The following is a 16,733-nucleotide window of genomic DNA, read 5'->3' on the forward strand; positions in this document are numbered from 1 at the left end:
CTCCAGCGTTGCCTTCGGGAACATGAGCAGTCTGCGCCGCACATCCTAGAAGTCCTACATAACCCAGGGTTTATACCGACCGTTGGTCCACACCCACCGGCGGGATGTCCGACGCCTCCCGCAATCGTGCTTCACGCCGACGTTGCCGCTCTGCGGGTGTGATCGCGGTTGGTCCATTGCTCTGCGCCTCGGCCGCTTCGTCGTGCCAGAGCAGCAGCCCCAGGCCGAGCATCAGCGGGCTCACGCTTGTCTCCTCGTCGATGTCACCAGCCAGCGCCACAAGGCGCTCCATGCGCCTCCCCGCCTCGTCGGCCCCCAGAGGCACCGGCTCCGCGCTCGACCAGTCGTCGCGCAGCGCCAGGACAGCCTCGCTGAAGACGACCCTCCCGCCCCGGGACAAGGCGTCCCGAACCGCGCGGGCCGGAGCGGCGAAGCTGAGATATCCGCTTCGCCGATCCGACGGCAGGTTGAGAAGCCGGTTCCACCGGCTCACATCCCGCAGCGGCGCAGCCAGCTCCTCAAGGGAGCGCGCCACGATCACTCCCACGCGTTCGGATCGATGTCCGGATCACGGGTGATCACGGCCATGTCGTCCGTGGTGCCGAAGTCGTCACCCATCTCGATCCCGATCTCGGGGAGCGGCAGAACCGTGCCGTCCTTCAAGGTCGGCTCCGGCGACTGCACATTCTCCCACTGTGCGTCGGAGAGCAGCCACTCCGGTGGACGACCCTGAGAAGACAGGTTCACAGGCCCCGTCAGGTCGCCACCCTGCCCGAACCGCTCCAGCAGTTCCAGACGCGATAGACCCGCCGGCCAGGGCAGCTTGTCCAGGATCCGGGTCCGGTAGAACTCCAGATCCGCGTTGGCCATCCCCAGAAGCCAGTTGTGATCCGCGTCGCAAAACACGATCCACCGGACGCTGCGATCAAGGTCGGACTGCGCCATCGAGACCGGCTCGAAGCTCAGTTCACCCACCGCGAGCCCGTCCATCAGGCTCTTGATCAGATTCCGACGCGCCACCGCATACGGCCACATCCGCCGCCGCACACGCTCGGGATCGCGGACCAAGAGGTCGATGTACATCCGGTTCTTCGCGACGAGCTGCTGCATCGAGCCGCCCGCCCGACGCACCTCGCCCCGCCAGCTGTCCTCCGGCATATCCCGCTCCCGCGTGAAGAACCGCGGCGGCGGACGATCCCGGTACTGCGACGGGTCGAAACCCTCCGGCTTCGGGAACATCGCCGGACCCGCGAGCAGACGCGCCTCCTCGTCGGTCAGGTCCTCCGGACGCTTGTCGATCTCCGTCCCGAAGGTGATGAACTCCGCCAGCATCTCCGGCACCGGCACGTTCGGATCCTTGACCCAGCCATCCGCCCAGGTCGGATCGTAGCCCGCCGGAAGCCGCCGGGGATCGCGCCGCTTCGCCCGCGCGGCCAGAACCTCCGGGGAGAAGATGTCGAGCACCTTGTCGGTGACCATGCCGACCTCCGTCAGGCCGACCTCATCCTCCTCCGGCCGATCGACGTCGCCCAGGATGTCGGCCACCTCCCGCGTCAGCGCGGGCAGGATGACAGGCGCGGCGAGCGGCGGTTCCACCACCGCCTCCGCAGGCACCTCCACCTCCGGCTCCGGCACCAGGGGAACCACGATCTCGCTCGCCGGCGCGACCGCGACGGAATCCCCGGCGCTGACGACCGACAGGCCAGTCTCCACCGCCTCAGAAGCCGCGCCCGCGATCGCCTCGGACGACGTCGCCTCGGGTGCGACGGACGAGGGCACGCGCTGCCGGGACGCTGCGCTGCGGCCGCGCTTATTGGCAGCCCGCTTGCCAGAAGACCGGCGCTCGCCGGACGCCGCACGCTCCGCATCCGAGCGCGGCTGCGCCGGAGAGCCGTCCTTGCGCGGCCGACCCCGACCCCGCTTACCCGGAACGTTGGCAAGATCCTCCAGCGGCATCGGATAGCGCTTCAGCATCTCGGGAAGGCGATCCCCGACGTAGTGACCCCGGTCATCGAGCATGAACTCCAGGCGCGCCTTGCTGACGGCCGCCTCGCGCGTCCGCGCTTCCAGACGCGCCAAAGCCTCCTGAGCGAGGCGCTGAGCCTCCTCAAGCTCCGCCGCGATCCGCTTGCGCTCGTCCGCCTCGGACAGGATCACGCGATCGATCCGGGCCAGCGCCGCCTTCGGACGCTCGCATCCGTGATGATAGCGGTACCGCTCCCGGTGCCCCCGCGCTCTCGCCGCCGGCATCGCCAACTCCGAACCCACTTCGACCTACGGCCAAGATTCTACGGGTCCGGGTGAAAGCCTGTCAATTTTCGCCGACCGCGAAATGGCAGCCAGCCGCCACCCTCCGGAGAGGCCCCGGCAGGCCCCGGACCGCGCATATTCGCGGCGGGATTTGGCAGCCCAACCCCCGGATGAGGGACCGCCCGCAGCTCCTCCAGGTCCGGCGCATCGCCTCCCTTGGCGGGGGGCGGATCACCGCAACACCCTATCGCCTGTGGCCTATTCGATCCTGACAATATTGGTAGCCCCACCCCGCCGGTGGGCCACCAGGGGCTGCCAATTCCATGACATCCCGCCTTGCATCCCACGGTCTGCGCCAAAAGCCATAACCCCTATTTGGCAGCCCACCCATCACCCATCAGGCCTAAATCGGCTGTTGGTAATTGGCACCATCGCTGTGCGCCTGTGTGCGCCATATACGTCTCGCATATTTGGCATCATAGAGTCTGGCGCGCAGCGCATGTTTTCACCGACGGTAATTGGCATCCAGCCTATACCGCTCATATCGTTCGCTAAAACGAAAATCCCGCCTCGGTGTATAGGGCCCCCGTGTGAGCACGGATCCAAACCCCTGGAGTAGGTAGATCCGTCGTCGTGCCGCGCCGGAAATTGGCCTCATCGCGGTACTCCGATGGCCACGCTCCCGTGTCGCGATTGAGGCGGCTCACCTCTGATCCGAACCCGTCATGCCCGAGACCCGGCAAGGCGGCTTGAGGTCCCGAATATTCGCGCTCACCCCGCGGGCGAACATGCTCGAAAGGACCGATCTCGACCTCCACACACGACCAAGGCCGGCGTTGGAGGCCCTCGAGGTCGGAATCGGTGCCTCAGGCCCCCAATCCGACCCTTCGGACTGCCCGATCGAGGCGACCCGACGGGCATTTCCGGCCCCCAAACCAGGGTCTGGACGGGCCGGGAGCTACCCAGAAGGACGATCCCAGAAGAGACCCAGAAGGACCCTGGATCCGACGATCCAGGTCTCGCAAGCTCGATGGCTCAATTCCTCAGTTTGTTAGCACCCTGACGGGCGCTCACAAACTGACGGCTCCTTCGAGCCGATTCCGGTCCCTATCCCTGCCTTCCCTGGTCGATCAAACGGGCGTCCCCGTTTCGGATCGTCCTGCCCCTCGCCATGCCTGCGCATGGGAGTTCGTGAGACCCTGCTTGGGTCCACTGGCAACGGGATAGGTCGCGCAAGCCTTCGCTCGCTCTTCCTTGCAGGGTCGCCGGATCAAGCTGCCGCTTCGGATCCTGCTTAGGGACGGCGGGACAGCCCCGAACCTGATGCCACCCGACCGCTCCCGGTCAACCGTGGTGGGACCTGCCGTTCGTGCCAACAGCCCAGGAGCTGTAGCGCTGGATCGTGCCGACTTGATCACTGGCGGCCTGTAGATGGTGACGCGCGATTATCTTAGGTTGGACGATGGGCGGGTGGCACTCGCTAGGAGATTGGAACGAGCAAGGACAAAAACGGCAATGGGAAAGTCTGGCGAAGGCACCTTCGCTCGAAACCCCGAAATGACCTGACGACGGGATGACGGAGGGCGGCGCTCGCACAGCGTCCGCCCGAGGTCGGCGAGGCTCCTTCGATCCTCTGACCCCGCATCACGAAAGTCCCCAAACCATGACAGATCAGGACGCGCCCTTCGGCGCGAACGAGCCCGCCTGCGCGCTTGTCCCGACCGGCCTGTGGGTCCGCGCCCAGGTCCGGCAATCGCGCCGACACCGGGACGGGCTGCTACTCGCGCTCGAGCCGCTCGATCCGCATCGCCCAGGCCGGCTCAGCGCCGTCCTCTCCGGCCCCTTCCTGCGCCAGATCGAGGCGGCCTCGGGCGTCCTGCTCGACCCAGACCACCTCGTGGGCGAGCACACCCTGCTGCTCACCCTCGTGGTCGATCCGCTGCTCGGCCTGACCGGGCAGGTGCTCGGGCTCGAGCGCGGCGCCTTCCTCCAGGCTTGGCGCGAGCAGGATCAGACAGCGCGGGCGGCACTGGAAGCGGATGGACTGTGGGACCGCCAACGCGGCTTTCCAGTCCCGCAGAAGCTCAGGCGGGTCGTGCTGATCGAGCCGGATGACGGCGCGCCCCACCCGCTCGGGGCGACGCTCGCTCGCTGGTACGACCAGGGCCTGCTCGAGCTGATCCGGCTGCCCGTTCCTTACGAGGAGCCGGGCTCGGTCGCTGCGCTGCACGAGGCCTTCGGGGCGGCCTACGACCAGTTCGATTGGGGCACCCTCGACGCGGTCGTGATCGAGCCGGGCCCCGGCTTCGCCCACCGCGCGCTCTCGGACGAGGGCCTGATGCGCCGCATCGCCGTGCTACCGGTACCGGTGCTGTTCCGCCGGGCCGGCGCGCCGACGCTGCTCGACGGCGTGGCCTTCCGCGCCTGCGACACCGCCGAGGCACTGGTCGCCGATCTCACCGAGATCCTGCGCGGCGAACTCCGCACCGGGGGCTACGCCCGCCTCGCGGCGATCGTCCGCACGATCGGTCCTGATCCGGCCGCCTCCACGCCTGCATCGGCGTCCGACGCTCCCGCCGATCCGAGACACGCCCGTCAGGGACCTTTGTTCGACTGACGCCGTCCCACTGCCGATCCGGCTGGCCGCACCAAGGCGGCCGGATCCACTCCCTTCAGTCACCTCGTCTCACGCTGCTCCTCGACCCTCCGCACGCGAGCCCGCGCGCTCGCGACATCCTCACTCCGACACGGATCCCGACACTCCAATGCGCCATCACAGATTCCACCACGGGCCGGACACACCGCCCCGACCGCCGCGCCCGGCCTCACTGCCTGACGGCGCCCGCCGAAGCCTGCCCGATGCGGGCGATGCGGTTCACTCCGAGGCGGCGGTTGTCGGCGAGCTGCGCGACCTGATCGGTTGGCTGCGCCAGCGCCTGCGCGGCGAGCACACGGTGCGCGCAAGCGTGCTTACCGTCGAGCCGAACGGGCAAGACGGCTATCTCATCCTGCTCGGCGAGGCCGAGGCCCGCCTCACCAACGATCCGCCCCGGCTGAAAGCCCGGGTCGATGCCGCCGAACTCGCCCAGATCAGGTCCGAGCATGGGCCGGATTTCGATCCTGCCGGGCTCATCAACCGTACGGTCACGCTCAGCTTGCGCACGAGCCTGCGCCAGCGCTTCGGCCGCGGGGCCGGCGTCCAGGCCAAGGCCATGGGCTTGCTCTCCATCGGTCAGGTCCCGCTCGAGGCCGATCTCGACCGCGAGCGCACGCTGCAGCGGCTGCGCCTGGAGGGGCGGCGCTTCGGGCCCGAGACCTGGAGCGAGCCGGAGGATCCCTGTCACATCGCCCTCGTCGTCTCCGAGCACGGCGAGGTGCGCCGCGACGTCGAGCACGTTCTGCAGCCGCTGGAAGACGCCGGGCTGATCCGGATCCACCGGATCTGGGCAATTTTCGAGGGGGCGGGGGCGGAGCGCTCTCTGTCTGAATCCTTCGCCCGGGTGGCGGACCTGCAGCGGGAGCACGGCCTCTCCGCGACGCTGGTCTGCCGGGGCGGCGGACCGGTCGAGGCATTCCGGCCTCTCAACGCATTCGGGACAGCGAACGCCGCCGCGCACCCTGAGGTTCCGAACCTCATCACGGGCCTCGGCCACGCCGGGACGCCGCGCACCGCGCTTGACGCGGTGGCGGGGCGCTCGGAGCCGACCCCGACGGCGGCGGCGATGCTTGTGCGCCATCTCGTCGAGTGCACCGGGGCCCGGGCCGAGCGGGCGCTGGCCGAGCTCGATGCCGCGATCGAGGCGGAGTTGGAGACGGCGGGCCGCATCGCCCTGGCCCGGGCCGGGACCGCCTTCGACCGGGCAATGCGCGATCTTGCCGATCTGGCCGGCGAGCGGCTGCGTCAGCTCGGCCAAGCGGTCGAGCAGAGCTTGCTCGCCAACCTTGCCGCATCCACCGCTGGCAGCGCGAAGTCCGTATCAGCTGTCAGTACCGCCGGGGCCACCTCGCTCAACGAGGCTGCCATGCTCGAAGAGACTGGGGAGGAGGATCTCCTAAGCGAAGCCATGACGCTGGTGATCGCAGCCGAGACCGGCCAGGTCGTCACCACGGCAGAGCAGGCCCGCACCGAGGCAGACCTGCTGCTGCATTTCCCGGACGGCGTCGTACCTGCCTGCGTCGAACCCCGGACCACAGCCATCCTCTCCGCAACCACCCACTGATCCACCACGAGGAGAACCCCAGCATGACCACGACCCGTACCGACATGACCGCAGCGCCCGAGACGCCGAGCTTCCTCTCGGCGGTGAGGCGCATCGAGGCGCTGACGCAGGAGATCCGCCGCGAGGGTCTCTGCGCCTTCGAGAAGGCGGAGGCCGCCTACGTGGAAGTGCAGGAGCTGCGCACCGTGCTGACCGCGCGCATCGCCGACCTGCGTCGTCGCAGCGCGTAGTCGGGAGCGGCGCCACCGACGAGCCTAATAGCGCACGCGGTGACGCTTCCGTGATCAAAATCGAAGAAGCCGTTCCCTTCGGATGCGATGCCACACAGGCATGGGTACGGTACCAAACCCCGTGCGGATACATCGGACGGCAGCCCTATGAACCGAAACCTCGATTCGCGGCGGGAAGGCCCGCTAGGGTAGATCCTGCTCAGCGAGGGTTCGGACTGAGCCAAGCCGAGAACTACCTGTCCACTCTTGAACGGGCCTCTGAGAATGCGAACATTCGGCACGTTCCAAATGAATGCCTCAGTTTGACCCGTTGCGGACCTTTGGAAGGTCCGCTTGCAGGAGGTCTGATCTACCCCGAATGACCGAAAGTGGCCGAAAGCGGCCGGTCTGCTTAGGAGCACGAGCTGCAGGTAAGCGGACGCTTCCCGCTATCTTTGAGCTCTGGCTTGATTAAACGCGGTGTTCTTCCAACAGGCACACCTCCCCCATAACGGCGACGCGGACCTCGCCGTGAACCCGGCGATCTGGATCACCAACATCATCGTCTTGCTGCTGCCCTCCGTGCTAACCGATGCAGGCTGTTGATAGCCGATCCAATGATCAGTTTCGGGACATCAAAGTTCCGCATCGGATAAACCTAGAGTAAACAAGGGGTCGCTGTTCAATCAGCGGCCCCTTGCCTTCATTTCCCGGCGATTTTGGCTATGAAGGCGAAGTTTGGCCCAGATCCATGCCGAGGCGGTCAATCCCTACGGCTTTCCGCTTGGCGCAACAAACGGGTTGGTCTCGGTGGCCGAGCCGTTCTTGGCGTAACACGCCTCCAATCGGTCGAGGGCGGCCGCGCTCTTATCCAGCGCCACCTTAATGGTCGCGCCCTCGCCCTTCACGTCCAGGCCATCCGCGAGCTTGAGCGACCGCAGAAACTTCTCGTCCTTCACCGGCAACGACACCGTATTGCCGGAGGCGGCCACATCCGCCTGCAGCGTCGAGGACCCGGCGGCGAGTTCGACCGGATAGCTCTTCCCGCGCCCGAGCTTCCACTTCGGCGAGCTCATCGTCAGGTCGAGTCCGTCCGCGTCACGGGTGAACCGTACCTCGACCCCGTCATCCGTCGTCCGGGTCATCGTGCATCGCTCGAACTTCGGGCCTTTCGAGACCGCCTCAACCTTCCAGGGACCGATGGCCACGGCATCCGCTGGCGCTTCCGCATGGGCGACGAAGGTCATCCCCGACAGGGCGATGGTAGCGATGGCGAGGCGCATGCGGGGCTCCCAATTCGTTGGACGGGATCAGGTCACGAGAACGCCAGTGGTTCCCGAACGACCTGTCACCATCCATGGCAGCCACCGACGACGGGGGAACGAGCCTACCGGTCGGACGCATGGACGCGCCGCAACGGCCGCAGCATACGTCCCACGCTTGCGCCGCGAGCGGTCGGTCATCCTCCTTCGCCCGTTTCGTCCGCTTCGGAAGGTGGGCCTCGTTCGTCCGGGGGCGGCGGCAGGTGTGGTGGCGGCAACCGCCCCGGGCTTGGCGGCGTCGGAAGGCCGGTCCCCTCGTCCACCGGCGGCAGGTCGTCGGGTTTGGTGCCGTCACTCATCCTGATGTCTCCCGTGCCCGGGCCAACGCAAAGGACGGCACACGTTTCCGCCGTTGGACGGTCCCCTGTCTGGCGTTCGGGCCAACACGGGCTTCGGCGCTCAGGTCTTGGGGACCTCCATGCCGCGCATGACGGCCGGCCGCTCGCCGACCCGCGCCAGCCATGCATGCACGTTCGGGGTGTTGACGAGCGTACCCGCGAGCGGCTCCTTCAAGAAGGACGTCGCCGCCAAGGTCCAGGCATAGCAGGCGATGTCGGCGATGGAGTAGTCCGCCCCCGCCAGGTACGGCCCCTCACTTAGACGCCGGTCCATGACGCTCAGCAGGCGGTCGGCCTCGTCAGTGAACCGTTTGATGGCCAGCGGCGCCTTCTCGTCGGAGCGTACCGCGAAGAAGCCGAGTTGCCCCAGCATCGGCCCGAGGCCGCCCATCTGCCAGTGCAGCCATTCCAGCGCCTTGTAGCGGGAAGCCCCCGAGGGGGCGAGGAAGCGCCCGGTCTTCTCAGCGAGGTAGGTGAGGATCGCGCCGCTCTCGAACACGGATAACGGCCCGCCCTCGGCCTCGTCGTCGACGATGGCCGGGATCTTGTTGTTGGGCGAGACCTTCAGGAAGTCGGGGGCGAACTGCTCGTCCTTGCCGATGTTCACCGGCACCACCGTGTAGGGCAGGCCGCACTCCTCCAGCATGATCGGGATCTTGCGGCCGTTCGGGGTCGACCAAGTGTACAGCATGATCATGCGGTCCCTTCCGTCTCGCGGCTTCCGTCGGTCCCGGCCCCTATCGCAAGGTGGGGGATTCGCCGGGCTTGAGGTGCGGGTCGCCACCGTCGGGACCGCTCAGGGAGACGTGGTCGTTCAGGCGTCCCAGATGTTCGAAGACGTGCTCGAAGGCCTCCGTCACCGCCCGCTCGAAGGAGCCGTCCCCCTTGCCCTGCGCCTCCCTGAGGGCACCCAGCAGCGCCCTGTGCTTCTCGGTATCCGTCGACATCGCGTTCCTCCCAGCCGGTTGCAACCCCGGCTCGGGAAGCCAATCTGCCGACGGCATGCCGGTTCCCGGCGTACCGGTCCCGCGATGCGGCCCTTGCAGGGTGCGGTGACGGGCAAGCCGACAAGGGGTATGCGGGTCCGGCCGCATTCCGAGCCCATCGCCATGGAGACCCGCGCGTGGAGCGTGCCGCGAACCTGACCACGGACGACTTCCGCGCCCTCGCGGACGCACTGCCGCAGATGGCTTGGGTCGCCGAGCCGAGCGGCGACATCATCTGGTACAACCGGCGCTGGTACGACTATACCGGAACCACCATCGAGCAGATGCGGGGCTGGGGCTGGCGCGACGTCCACCACCCCGACCACGTCGAGCGCGTGGTGGACCGCATCGGCGAGGCGTTCCGGACGGGCGAGCCGTGGATGGACACATTCCCGCTCCGCGGCGCCGACGGCGAGTATCGCTGGTTCCTGTCGCTGGCCCAACCCCATCGCGGGCCGGACGGACGCATCCTGCGCTGGTTCGGGACCAACACCGACATCACCGAGCGCAAGGGGATGGAGCGCCGGCTCGCGCGCCACGCCATCGACCTGCGCCGCTCGAACGAGGAACTGGAGCAGTTCGCCTATGTCGCCTCCCACGACCTGAAGGCGCCGCTGCGCGGCATCGAGAACCTCGTCGGGTGGATCGAGGAGGACCTGGAAGACTCCCTGACCGGCGACGTCCGGACCAACATGGAGCTCCTCAAGAGTAGGGTTCGGCGGCTCGACAGCCTACTTGACGACCTCCTCGCCTACTCGCGGGCGGGGCGGGCCGACGCGACGATGGACACGGTGGACACGAAGGCCCTCGTCGAGGAACTCGCCGTGCTGGTCAGCCCTCCAGAGGGCTTCGCCATAACGGCGGATGCTTCCCTGCCGACGTTACAGGCGGCACGGGCCCCGTTGACCCAGGCCTTGCAGAACCTGATCGGCAACGCCATCAAGCACCACGACCGGCCGGCCGAGGGACACATCCGGGTCGAGGCGAGGTCGGCAGGGGACGTGGTCGAGTTCGTCGTGACAGACGACGGCCCCGGCATTCCCGAACAGTTCCGCGAGCGCGTGTTCGGCATGTTCCAGACGCTCAAGCCCCGCGACGAGGTCGAGGGCAGCGGCATGGGGCTCGCCATCGTGCGCAAGCTGGTCGACCGCCAGGGCGGAAAGGTCTGGCTCGCCGATGGGCCGGACGGGCGCGGGCTGGCGGTGCATTTCACGTGGCCGCGCGACGGCCGGAAGGGACAGGCGGATGGGCTCGACGGTTAACATCCTGCTGGTCGACGACGACGAGGTCGACGTCCAGGGGCTCAAGCGCGCCTTCAAGAAAAGCAAGATCGGCAACCCGATCACGGTAGCCCGCGACGGCATCGAGGCGCTTGAGATCCTGCGTGGCGAGAACGGACGTGAGCGGCTGCCGAAGCCGCACCTGATCCTGCTCGACCTGAACATGCCGCGCATGAACGGCATCGAGTTCCTGGAGGCGGTACGCGCCGACGAGGACCTGCGCTCGGCGGTGGTGTTCATGATCACTACGTCGAAGGCGGACGAGGACCGGATGCGCGCCTACGGGCACAACGTGGCCGGCTACATCGTCAAGCGCGATCCGGCCAACACCTTCATGGAGGCGGTGGCGTTGCTGGAGCACTACTGGAAGGTCGTCGAGTTTCCTGCATAGTCTTCGCTGTGACGAACCCGACCCGCATCCTCCTGATCGACGACGATGCGGTCGACCGTGCGGCCGTCCGGCGGGCGCTCGCCAAGTCGGGGCTCAAGCATACCCTGACCGAGGCGTCCGGCGGCGAGGAAGGCCTGCGCCTCGCCTCCGAGGCGACCTTCGACTGCGTGCTGCTCGACTACCGGCTGCCGGGCATCGACACCTTCGCTCTGCTCAAGACGTTGCTCGCGGCGGAGGGCGAGGCGCGGGCGGTGCTGATGCTGACCGGCGAGGCCGACCCGGAGCTCGCGACCCGGCTGATGCGAGCCGGCGCGTTGGACTACCTCGACAAGGCCGAGGTCACGCCCTCAGGCCTCGCCCGGGCGATACGCTTCGCCGCGGCGCGTCGGGCGTTCCAGGACGAGCTCGCCGCCGCGCGGCGCGAGGCGGAGGCGAAGTCGCTCGAACTCGACACGCTGAACAGACAGAAGTCGCTGCTGTTCTCGATCATCGCCCACGACCTGCGCAACCCGTTCCAGGCTCTCCTTGGCCTGTCGGAGGTTCTCGGGAAGGCTGTCGCGGCGCGCGAGCCCGCCTCCATCGAGCGTCGGGCGAAGGGTATCCACGAGGCGGCGACGCAAGCCTACGCCTTGCTGGAAAGCCTGTTCTCCTGGGCGAGCCTGCAGATGGATACGATGGCGGTCACCCTGACCGACGTCGACCTCGAAGCCGTGACCAACGAGGTGGTGCGGGGCGCGGCGGAAGCCGCCTCGGACAAGGGGCTGACCATCGAGGTTTCCTGCGGCGGGATCATCGTCCGTGCGCAGCGGGACATGCTGACCACGGTGTTGCGCAACCTTGTCGGCAATGCCGTCAAGTTCACGCTGCCCGGCGGGACCATTTCCGTCGCGGGCCGCCAGGATGGGGACGGCGTCGAGATCTCCGTTACGGATACCGGGGTCGGCATGCCGCCGGGCAAGGTCGACGACCTGTTCCGGCTGGACAGGCGGACTACTACGAACGGCACGGCGGGCGAGCGGGGAAGCGGGCTCGGTCTGCTACTGTGTCGCGACCTCGTCGAGCGACAGGGCGCCGTGCTGACCGTGACGAGCGCCGTCGACCGGGGCACGACCTTCCGGTTCCGTCTGCCTGCACCGCTCGTGGCCAGACAGGTTCCCGCCTCCGCAGCGTCGGCTTCCTGACCTCAACCGGCAACCCTGACCGTTCGGAGGTGACGAAGCCTTCGTCAGCTCGGGAAAAACGGCGCCTCCCTGGAGGACTTTGGCGTCATTTGTCAGGTATCGGACATCTTTGCGCCAGGAAGTCCGCTAGTGGACAACCCAACGGCCAGCACTGCGACCATCCCCGTGAACATCCGACCTTCGCCTGCCATCGACGGCAACCTGCTACTCGAAGCCCTCGACGCGGCCGACCGCGCCCTCCTGGAACCGTACGCCGAACGCCGAGAGGTCCGGCGCGGCGACGTGTTGTTCCGTGCCGGCGACGACGTCAATCAAGTCACCTTCCCCGCGCATCATTGCGTCGTCACCTTGGTGGTGCCGCTCATGGACGGGAAGTCCGTCGAGACCGCCACGGTCGGTCGCGAGGGCGCGATGGGCGGGGTCGTCAGCCACGGTTACCTACCGGCATTCGGACAGGCGGTCGTCCAGGTCGGCGGCCCGGTCATCCGGATCGATGCCGCGCGTCTGTCGGAGGCCAAGCAGGCCTCGAAGGGCATCCGCGACCTGTTCGTGCGCTACGCCGACTGCCTGCTGGCGCAGGTCCTGCAATCGGTCGCCTGCAACGCCGCGCACACCATCGAGCGGCGATGCCTGCGCTGGCTCCTGACCCTGCAGGACCGGATCGGCACGCCCGAATTGCCGGTCACCCACGAACTCCTGGCCGACATGCTCGGGGTGCGTCGCGCCTACCTCACCGAGGTTCTCGGGCGCATGCAGCGCGACGGCCTGATCACCATCGGCCACGGACGCATCACCCTACCGGACCGGGCGCGTGCGGAAGCCGGCTCGTGCGAGTGCCACGTCGCGGTACGGCGGCACTTCGAGGAGGTGATGGGTGCCGTCTACGCGCCCGGCGGCCGCATCGTCGCCGTCGATGTCGGCGACCCCGAGCGGCTGCGGCCCCCGTCCGTTCTCGTTAAGGACGCAAGCCTGTGAACCAGGTCACGCGTCCCGTCCGCGTCGAGGAGGACGCGCGGCTGGCCGCGCTCGCCGCGTTCGACATCCTCGACACCCCGCCCGAGCGCGGGTTCGACGACATCGTCCATCTCGCTCGCCGCCTCTGCGCGGCGCCGGTGGCACTCGTCAGCCTGGTCGACCGCGACCGCCAGTGGTTCAAGGCCCGCGCCGGCTTCCCGCCCTGCGAGACCGACCTCGACCGCTCGGTGTGCAAATTTGTGCTGTCCGAACCCGGCGTGCTGCAGATCCCCGACCTCACGCGCGACGCGCGCACCCGCGCCAACCCGCTGGTGACCGGCGAGCCGAACCTACGCTTCTACGCAGGCGCGCCCCTCCGCACGCCCGACGGGCAGGTGCTCGGCAGCCTGTGCGTGATCGACCACGTCCCGCGCCCGGGGGGCCTCTCCACGGAACAGGTTGCGGACCTGGAGGCGCTCGCCCGCCAGGTCATGGACCAGCTCCTGCTGCGCCGCTCCAGGTCGGACCGGGACCGCGCCGGGCGTCAGGGCGAGGCTGTCGCCGTGACCCTGGCCGGCGTCGCTGCGGCGGGTGGCGACCTCGACGAGAGCTTCCGGGCCGTGCTTGCCGGCGCGATGCGCGCCGTCCCCGCCGCCGAGGCCGGCACGGTCGAGATCCGCGAGGGGGATACCCTGGTCTACCGCGCCGTCACGGAGAGCCTCGCGCCGCATCTCGGCCTTCGCGTCCCGCTCCGGGGAAGCCTCGCGGGTGCCTGCTACCGGGAAGGCGTCCCGCTCCTCGTCCCCGATGTCCTGAGCGATGACCGGGTCGATCCTGAACTGGCCGAGCGGCTTCGCCAGCGCTCGTGCATGCTGGTGCCCGTTCGCCGCGGCGGGGTCGTGGTCGGTGTCCTGAAGCTGCAATCGAGCCGCCTGGGCGCGTTCGCGGAGGAGGACCTACAGGTTCTCGGCGTCCTCGCCGGTTCCGTCGCCTCCGGCCTTGCCGAGGCCGGCGAGCGCGCCGCCAACCGAGCGGCAGCCCTGACCGAGTACCGGCGCCGCGCCGTGTTCGACAGTGCGCAGGACTATGCCATCATTCTGCTCGACCTCGACGGCCGGATCACGGACTGGAACGCGGGCGCGACCCGCATCCTCGGCTGGCGTCCCGAGGAGATGTGCGGCGAGACCGCCGACGCCTTTTTCACTCCGGAGGACCGGCGCGACGGCATCCCGGCCAAGGAAATGCAGTCGGCCTTGGAGACTGGCACCGGCGTCGACGAACGCTGGCACCTGCGCCGCGACGGCGAGCGCTTCTGAGCCAATGGCGAGATGATGGTCCTGCGCGACGAGGCAGAGGCCGCCATCGGATTCGTGAAGATCCTGCGCGACCGGACAGAGCAGAAGGAAGCCGCCGCACGCCTCCAGGAAAGCCAGGACCGCTACAGGCTTGCGGCCCGGGCCACGAACGACGCGATCTGGGACTGGGACCTCGCCACCGACCACGTCCTGTGGAACGAGGCCCTTACCGAGGCCTATGGCCATGCAACCGAGACGGTTGACCCGACCGGCGACTGGTGGATCGCGCACATCCATCCCGATGACCGCGCACGCATCGACGCGTCGATCCACGCGGTCATCGACGGCATCGGTACGACCTGGACGGACGAGTACCGCTTCCGACGCGCGGATGGCTCCTACGCCAACGTTCTAGACCGCAGCCACGTCATGCGCGACGCCGAGGGCCGGGCCTGCCGAATGATTGGCGCGATGCTCGACCTGACCGAGCGCAAGCGGGCCGAGGACGCCATGCGGGAGAGCGAGCGCCGCCTCGGGCTTGAGCGCGGCTTGCTGGAGTCCATCTTCCGCCAGGCCCCCGTCGGCATCTCCATCGCCGGGGCCGAGGCCGGCATGCCATCGTCACTGAACGCCAAGGCCGAGGAGATCCTCGGCCATGGGCTCGGGACGGAGGGCGACGCCCGATACGTCTCCTACGGCGCCCTGCACCCGGACGGTCAAAGGTACGAGCCGGCCGAGTACCCGACCCTCCGCGCCCTGCGGGAGGGCGAGACGGTGCGGGGCGAGGAGATGCGCTACCGCAACGCCGCGACGGGCGAGGTTCGCCTCCTGGAGGTGTCGAGCGGACCTGTGCGCGATGCCGAGGGCGCGATCCAGGCCGCGGTGACCGTGCTGGTCGACGTCGGGGACCAGCGCCGGGCCGATGCCGAGACACGCCGCCTCGCCGCCCTGGTCGAGCAGAGCCAGGACTTCATCGGCCTGGCCGCCCCCGACGGGAGCGTCGACTTCGTCAACGAGGCCGGGCGCCGCCTCATCGGCCTGCCCGACCTCGCCACGGCCAGGGCCATGCCCATCGTAGACTACTTCGTGCCGGAGGAGCGCGCGCGCGTCCTCGACGAGGTGCTGCCGGCGGTGGAGCGGGACGGCTTCTGGGAAGGCGAACTGCACTTCCGCCACGTGGTCACCGGGGCGGCGGTCCCGGTCTTGTACAACCTCTTTCCCGTGCGCGACGCTGACGGGCGCAAGCTCGGCTACGGCACCGTCACGCGCGACCTCACGGAACAGCACCGCGCCCGCCAGGCCCTGCAAGCCAGCGAGGCGACGTTGAGGGCCGTGCTCGACACGGTACCGGTCGGCATACTGTTCGCGGAGGCGCCGTCCGGTCGTATCGTCGCCGGAAACCGGCGGCTGGAGGAGATCCTCCGCCATCCCATCCTGCCGTCGCCCAACGCTGACAGCTACGGCGAATGGGTCGCCTTCCATGAGAACGGCCGGCCGGTCGAGGCCGCCGAGTACCCGCTCAGTCGCATCATCCGAGAGGGAACGGAACACGCCGAGATGCGCTGCGAGTACCAGCGTGGCGACGGCACCCGGCTCTGGATCGAGATTGCGGGTGCGCCGATGCGCGACGAGGCCGGCGCGGTGGTCGGCGCGGTCGTCGCCGTGTCCGACATCGACACCCGCCGCCGGGCCGAGGAACGGCAGGACCTGCTCAACCAGGAGCTTTCTCACCGCATGAAGAACCTGCTGGCGATGGTGCAGGCCATCGCCGCCTCGACCCTGCGCGGCGCCACCGACATGGACGCGGCGCGCGAGGTCCTGGGCAGCCGGCTGGTCGCGCTCGGCAAGGCGCACGACGTGCTCCTCGGCGGCGCCGCCGAGAGCGCCTCCCTGGCGGCAGTGGTCCGGGAGGGTGTCGGCGTCCAGGAATCGGCGGGGCGGCGCGTCGCGTTCGAGGGACCGGACGTCGCGATCGGCGGCAAGGCCGCCTTGTCCCTCGCCCTGACCCTGCACGAGTTGACCACCAACGCGGTCAAGTACGGCTCCCTGTCCGTACCCCATGGCAGGGTCGCGTTGACGGCCTCGCTGGTTGGGCCGGAAGATGCGCCGCGGCTGCGCATCACATGGATGGAAATTGGCGGTCCACCGGTCGTGCCGCCATCGCGAAAAGGATTCGGGTCGCGGCTGATCGAGCGTGGGCTGACGGCACAAGTCAACGCCAGCCTAGCCCTCGACTACCGCCCGGAGGGTGTGGCGTGCGTCGTCGAGGCGGCGCTGGCCGATTTCCAGGCGGTCGTGTGACGGGGC

General features: G+C 68.5%; 14 protein-coding genes. 9 read left to right on the plus strand and 5 right to left on the minus strand.

What is annotated here, in order from left to right; translation table 11 throughout:
* Window positions 1–70: 70 nt before the first annotated feature.
* Together OWC43_RS21310 and OWC43_RS21315 are read right to left on the minus strand one after the other, a co-directional pair.
* Window positions 71–535 carry a DUF4011 domain-containing protein gene (locus OWC43_RS21310; RefSeq protein ID WP_393958214.1) on the minus strand — a complete coding sequence of 155 codons (465 nt, stop codon included), beginning with the start codon at window positions 533–535 and terminating at the stop codon, window positions 71–73.
* A gap of 2 nt (window positions 536–537) precedes the next feature.
* Entirely contained in the window at window positions 538–2,250 is a 1,713-nt protein-coding gene (locus tag OWC43_RS21315; RefSeq protein ID WP_393958215.1) for a hypothetical protein, read from the minus strand.
* Between the two features lie 1,663 nt (window positions 2,251–3,913).
* Between OWC43_RS21315 and OWC43_RS21320 the strand changes: the two genes are divergently transcribed.
* The 3 genes from OWC43_RS21320 (at window position 3,914) to OWC43_RS21330 (ending at window position 6,700) form a co-directional block, all read left to right on the plus strand.
* The gene (locus OWC43_RS21320) at window positions 3,914–4,867 is read left to right on the plus strand and encodes a hypothetical protein (protein WP_393958216.1); all 954 of its coding nucleotides are present in this window, start codon (window positions 3,914–3,916) and stop codon (window positions 4,865–4,867) included.
* Between the two features lie 148 nt (window positions 4,868–5,015).
* Window positions 5,016–6,470: an exodeoxyribonuclease VII large subunit gene (locus tag OWC43_RS21325; protein WP_393958218.1), complete on the plus strand. Its 1,455-nt coding sequence runs from the start codon at window positions 5,016–5,018 to the stop codon at window positions 6,468–6,470.
* Window positions 6,471–6,493: 23 nt separating this feature from the next.
* Window positions 6,494–6,700 (plus strand): hypothetical protein, encoded by a 207-nt coding sequence (locus OWC43_RS21330; RefSeq protein WP_393958219.1) that lies wholly within the window; start codon window positions 6,494–6,496, stop codon window positions 6,698–6,700.
* A 749-nt stretch (window positions 6,701–7,449) separates the two neighbouring features.
* Here OWC43_RS21330 and OWC43_RS21335 read toward each other — a convergent pair.
* The 3 genes from OWC43_RS21335 to OWC43_RS21345 all read right to left on the minus strand — a co-directional run bounded on the left by OWC43_RS21335 (window position 7,450) and on the right by OWC43_RS21345 (window position 9,286).
* A complete protein-coding gene (locus OWC43_RS21335; RefSeq protein ID WP_393958221.1) occupies window positions 7,450–7,962 on the minus strand; it encodes a hypothetical protein in 513 nt (170 codons plus the stop codon).
* A gap of 438 nt (window positions 7,963–8,400) precedes the next feature.
* Window positions 8,401–9,036: a glutathione S-transferase family protein gene (locus OWC43_RS21340; RefSeq protein WP_393958222.1), complete on the minus strand. Its 636-nt coding sequence runs from the start codon at window positions 9,034–9,036 to the stop codon at window positions 8,401–8,403.
* 40 nt (window positions 9,037–9,076) lie between these two features.
* On the minus strand, window positions 9,077–9,286 hold the full coding sequence (locus OWC43_RS21345; RefSeq protein WP_393958224.1) for a hypothetical protein: 210 nt from the start codon (window positions 9,284–9,286) through the stop codon (window positions 9,077–9,079).
* Window positions 9,287–9,462: 176 nt separating this feature from the next.
* Between OWC43_RS21345 and OWC43_RS21350 the strand changes: the two genes are divergently transcribed.
* The 6 genes from OWC43_RS21350 (at window position 9,463) to OWC43_RS21375 (ending at window position 16,727) form a co-directional block, all read left to right on the plus strand.
* Window positions 9,463–10,587: an ATP-binding protein gene (locus tag OWC43_RS21350; protein WP_393958225.1), complete on the plus strand. Its 1,125-nt coding sequence runs from the start codon at window positions 9,463–9,465 to the stop codon at window positions 10,585–10,587.
* Window positions 10,571–10,996, plus strand: coding sequence for a response regulator (locus OWC43_RS21355; RefSeq protein ID WP_043759363.1), 426 nt, complete (start codon window positions 10,571–10,573; stop codon window positions 10,994–10,996). The genes OWC43_RS21350 and OWC43_RS21355 overlap by 17 nt, the downstream gene beginning before the upstream one ends.
* Window positions 10,997–11,004: 8 nt before the next feature.
* Complete coding sequence (locus OWC43_RS21360; RefSeq protein ID WP_393958226.1) at window positions 11,005–12,177, plus strand: ATP-binding protein; 1,173 nt, start codon at window positions 11,005–11,007, stop codon at window positions 12,175–12,177.
* Window positions 12,178–12,342: 165 nt separating this feature from the next.
* Window positions 12,343–13,152 carry a Crp/Fnr family transcriptional regulator gene (locus OWC43_RS21365; protein ID WP_393958227.1) on the plus strand — a complete coding sequence of 270 codons (810 nt, stop codon included), beginning with the start codon at window positions 12,343–12,345 and terminating at the stop codon, window positions 13,150–13,152.
* The gene (locus OWC43_RS21370) at window positions 13,149–14,447 is read left to right on the plus strand and encodes a GAF domain-containing protein (RefSeq protein ID WP_393958229.1); all 1,299 of its coding nucleotides are present in this window, start codon (window positions 13,149–13,151) and stop codon (window positions 14,445–14,447) included. Before OWC43_RS21365 ends, OWC43_RS21370 begins: the two co-directional genes overlap by 4 nt.
* A 12-nt stretch (window positions 14,448–14,459) precedes the next feature.
* Window positions 14,460–16,727 (plus strand): PAS domain S-box protein, encoded by a 2,268-nt coding sequence (locus OWC43_RS21375; RefSeq protein ID WP_393958231.1) that lies wholly within the window; start codon window positions 14,460–14,462, stop codon window positions 16,725–16,727.
* Window positions 16,728–16,733 lie beyond the last annotated feature (6 nt).

It is taken from the genome of Methylorubrum sp. POS3 (assembly GCF_043352485.1).
In the GTDB taxonomy this organism is placed as follows: Bacteria; Pseudomonadota; Alphaproteobacteria; order Rhizobiales; family Beijerinckiaceae; genus Methylobacterium; species Methylobacterium suomiense.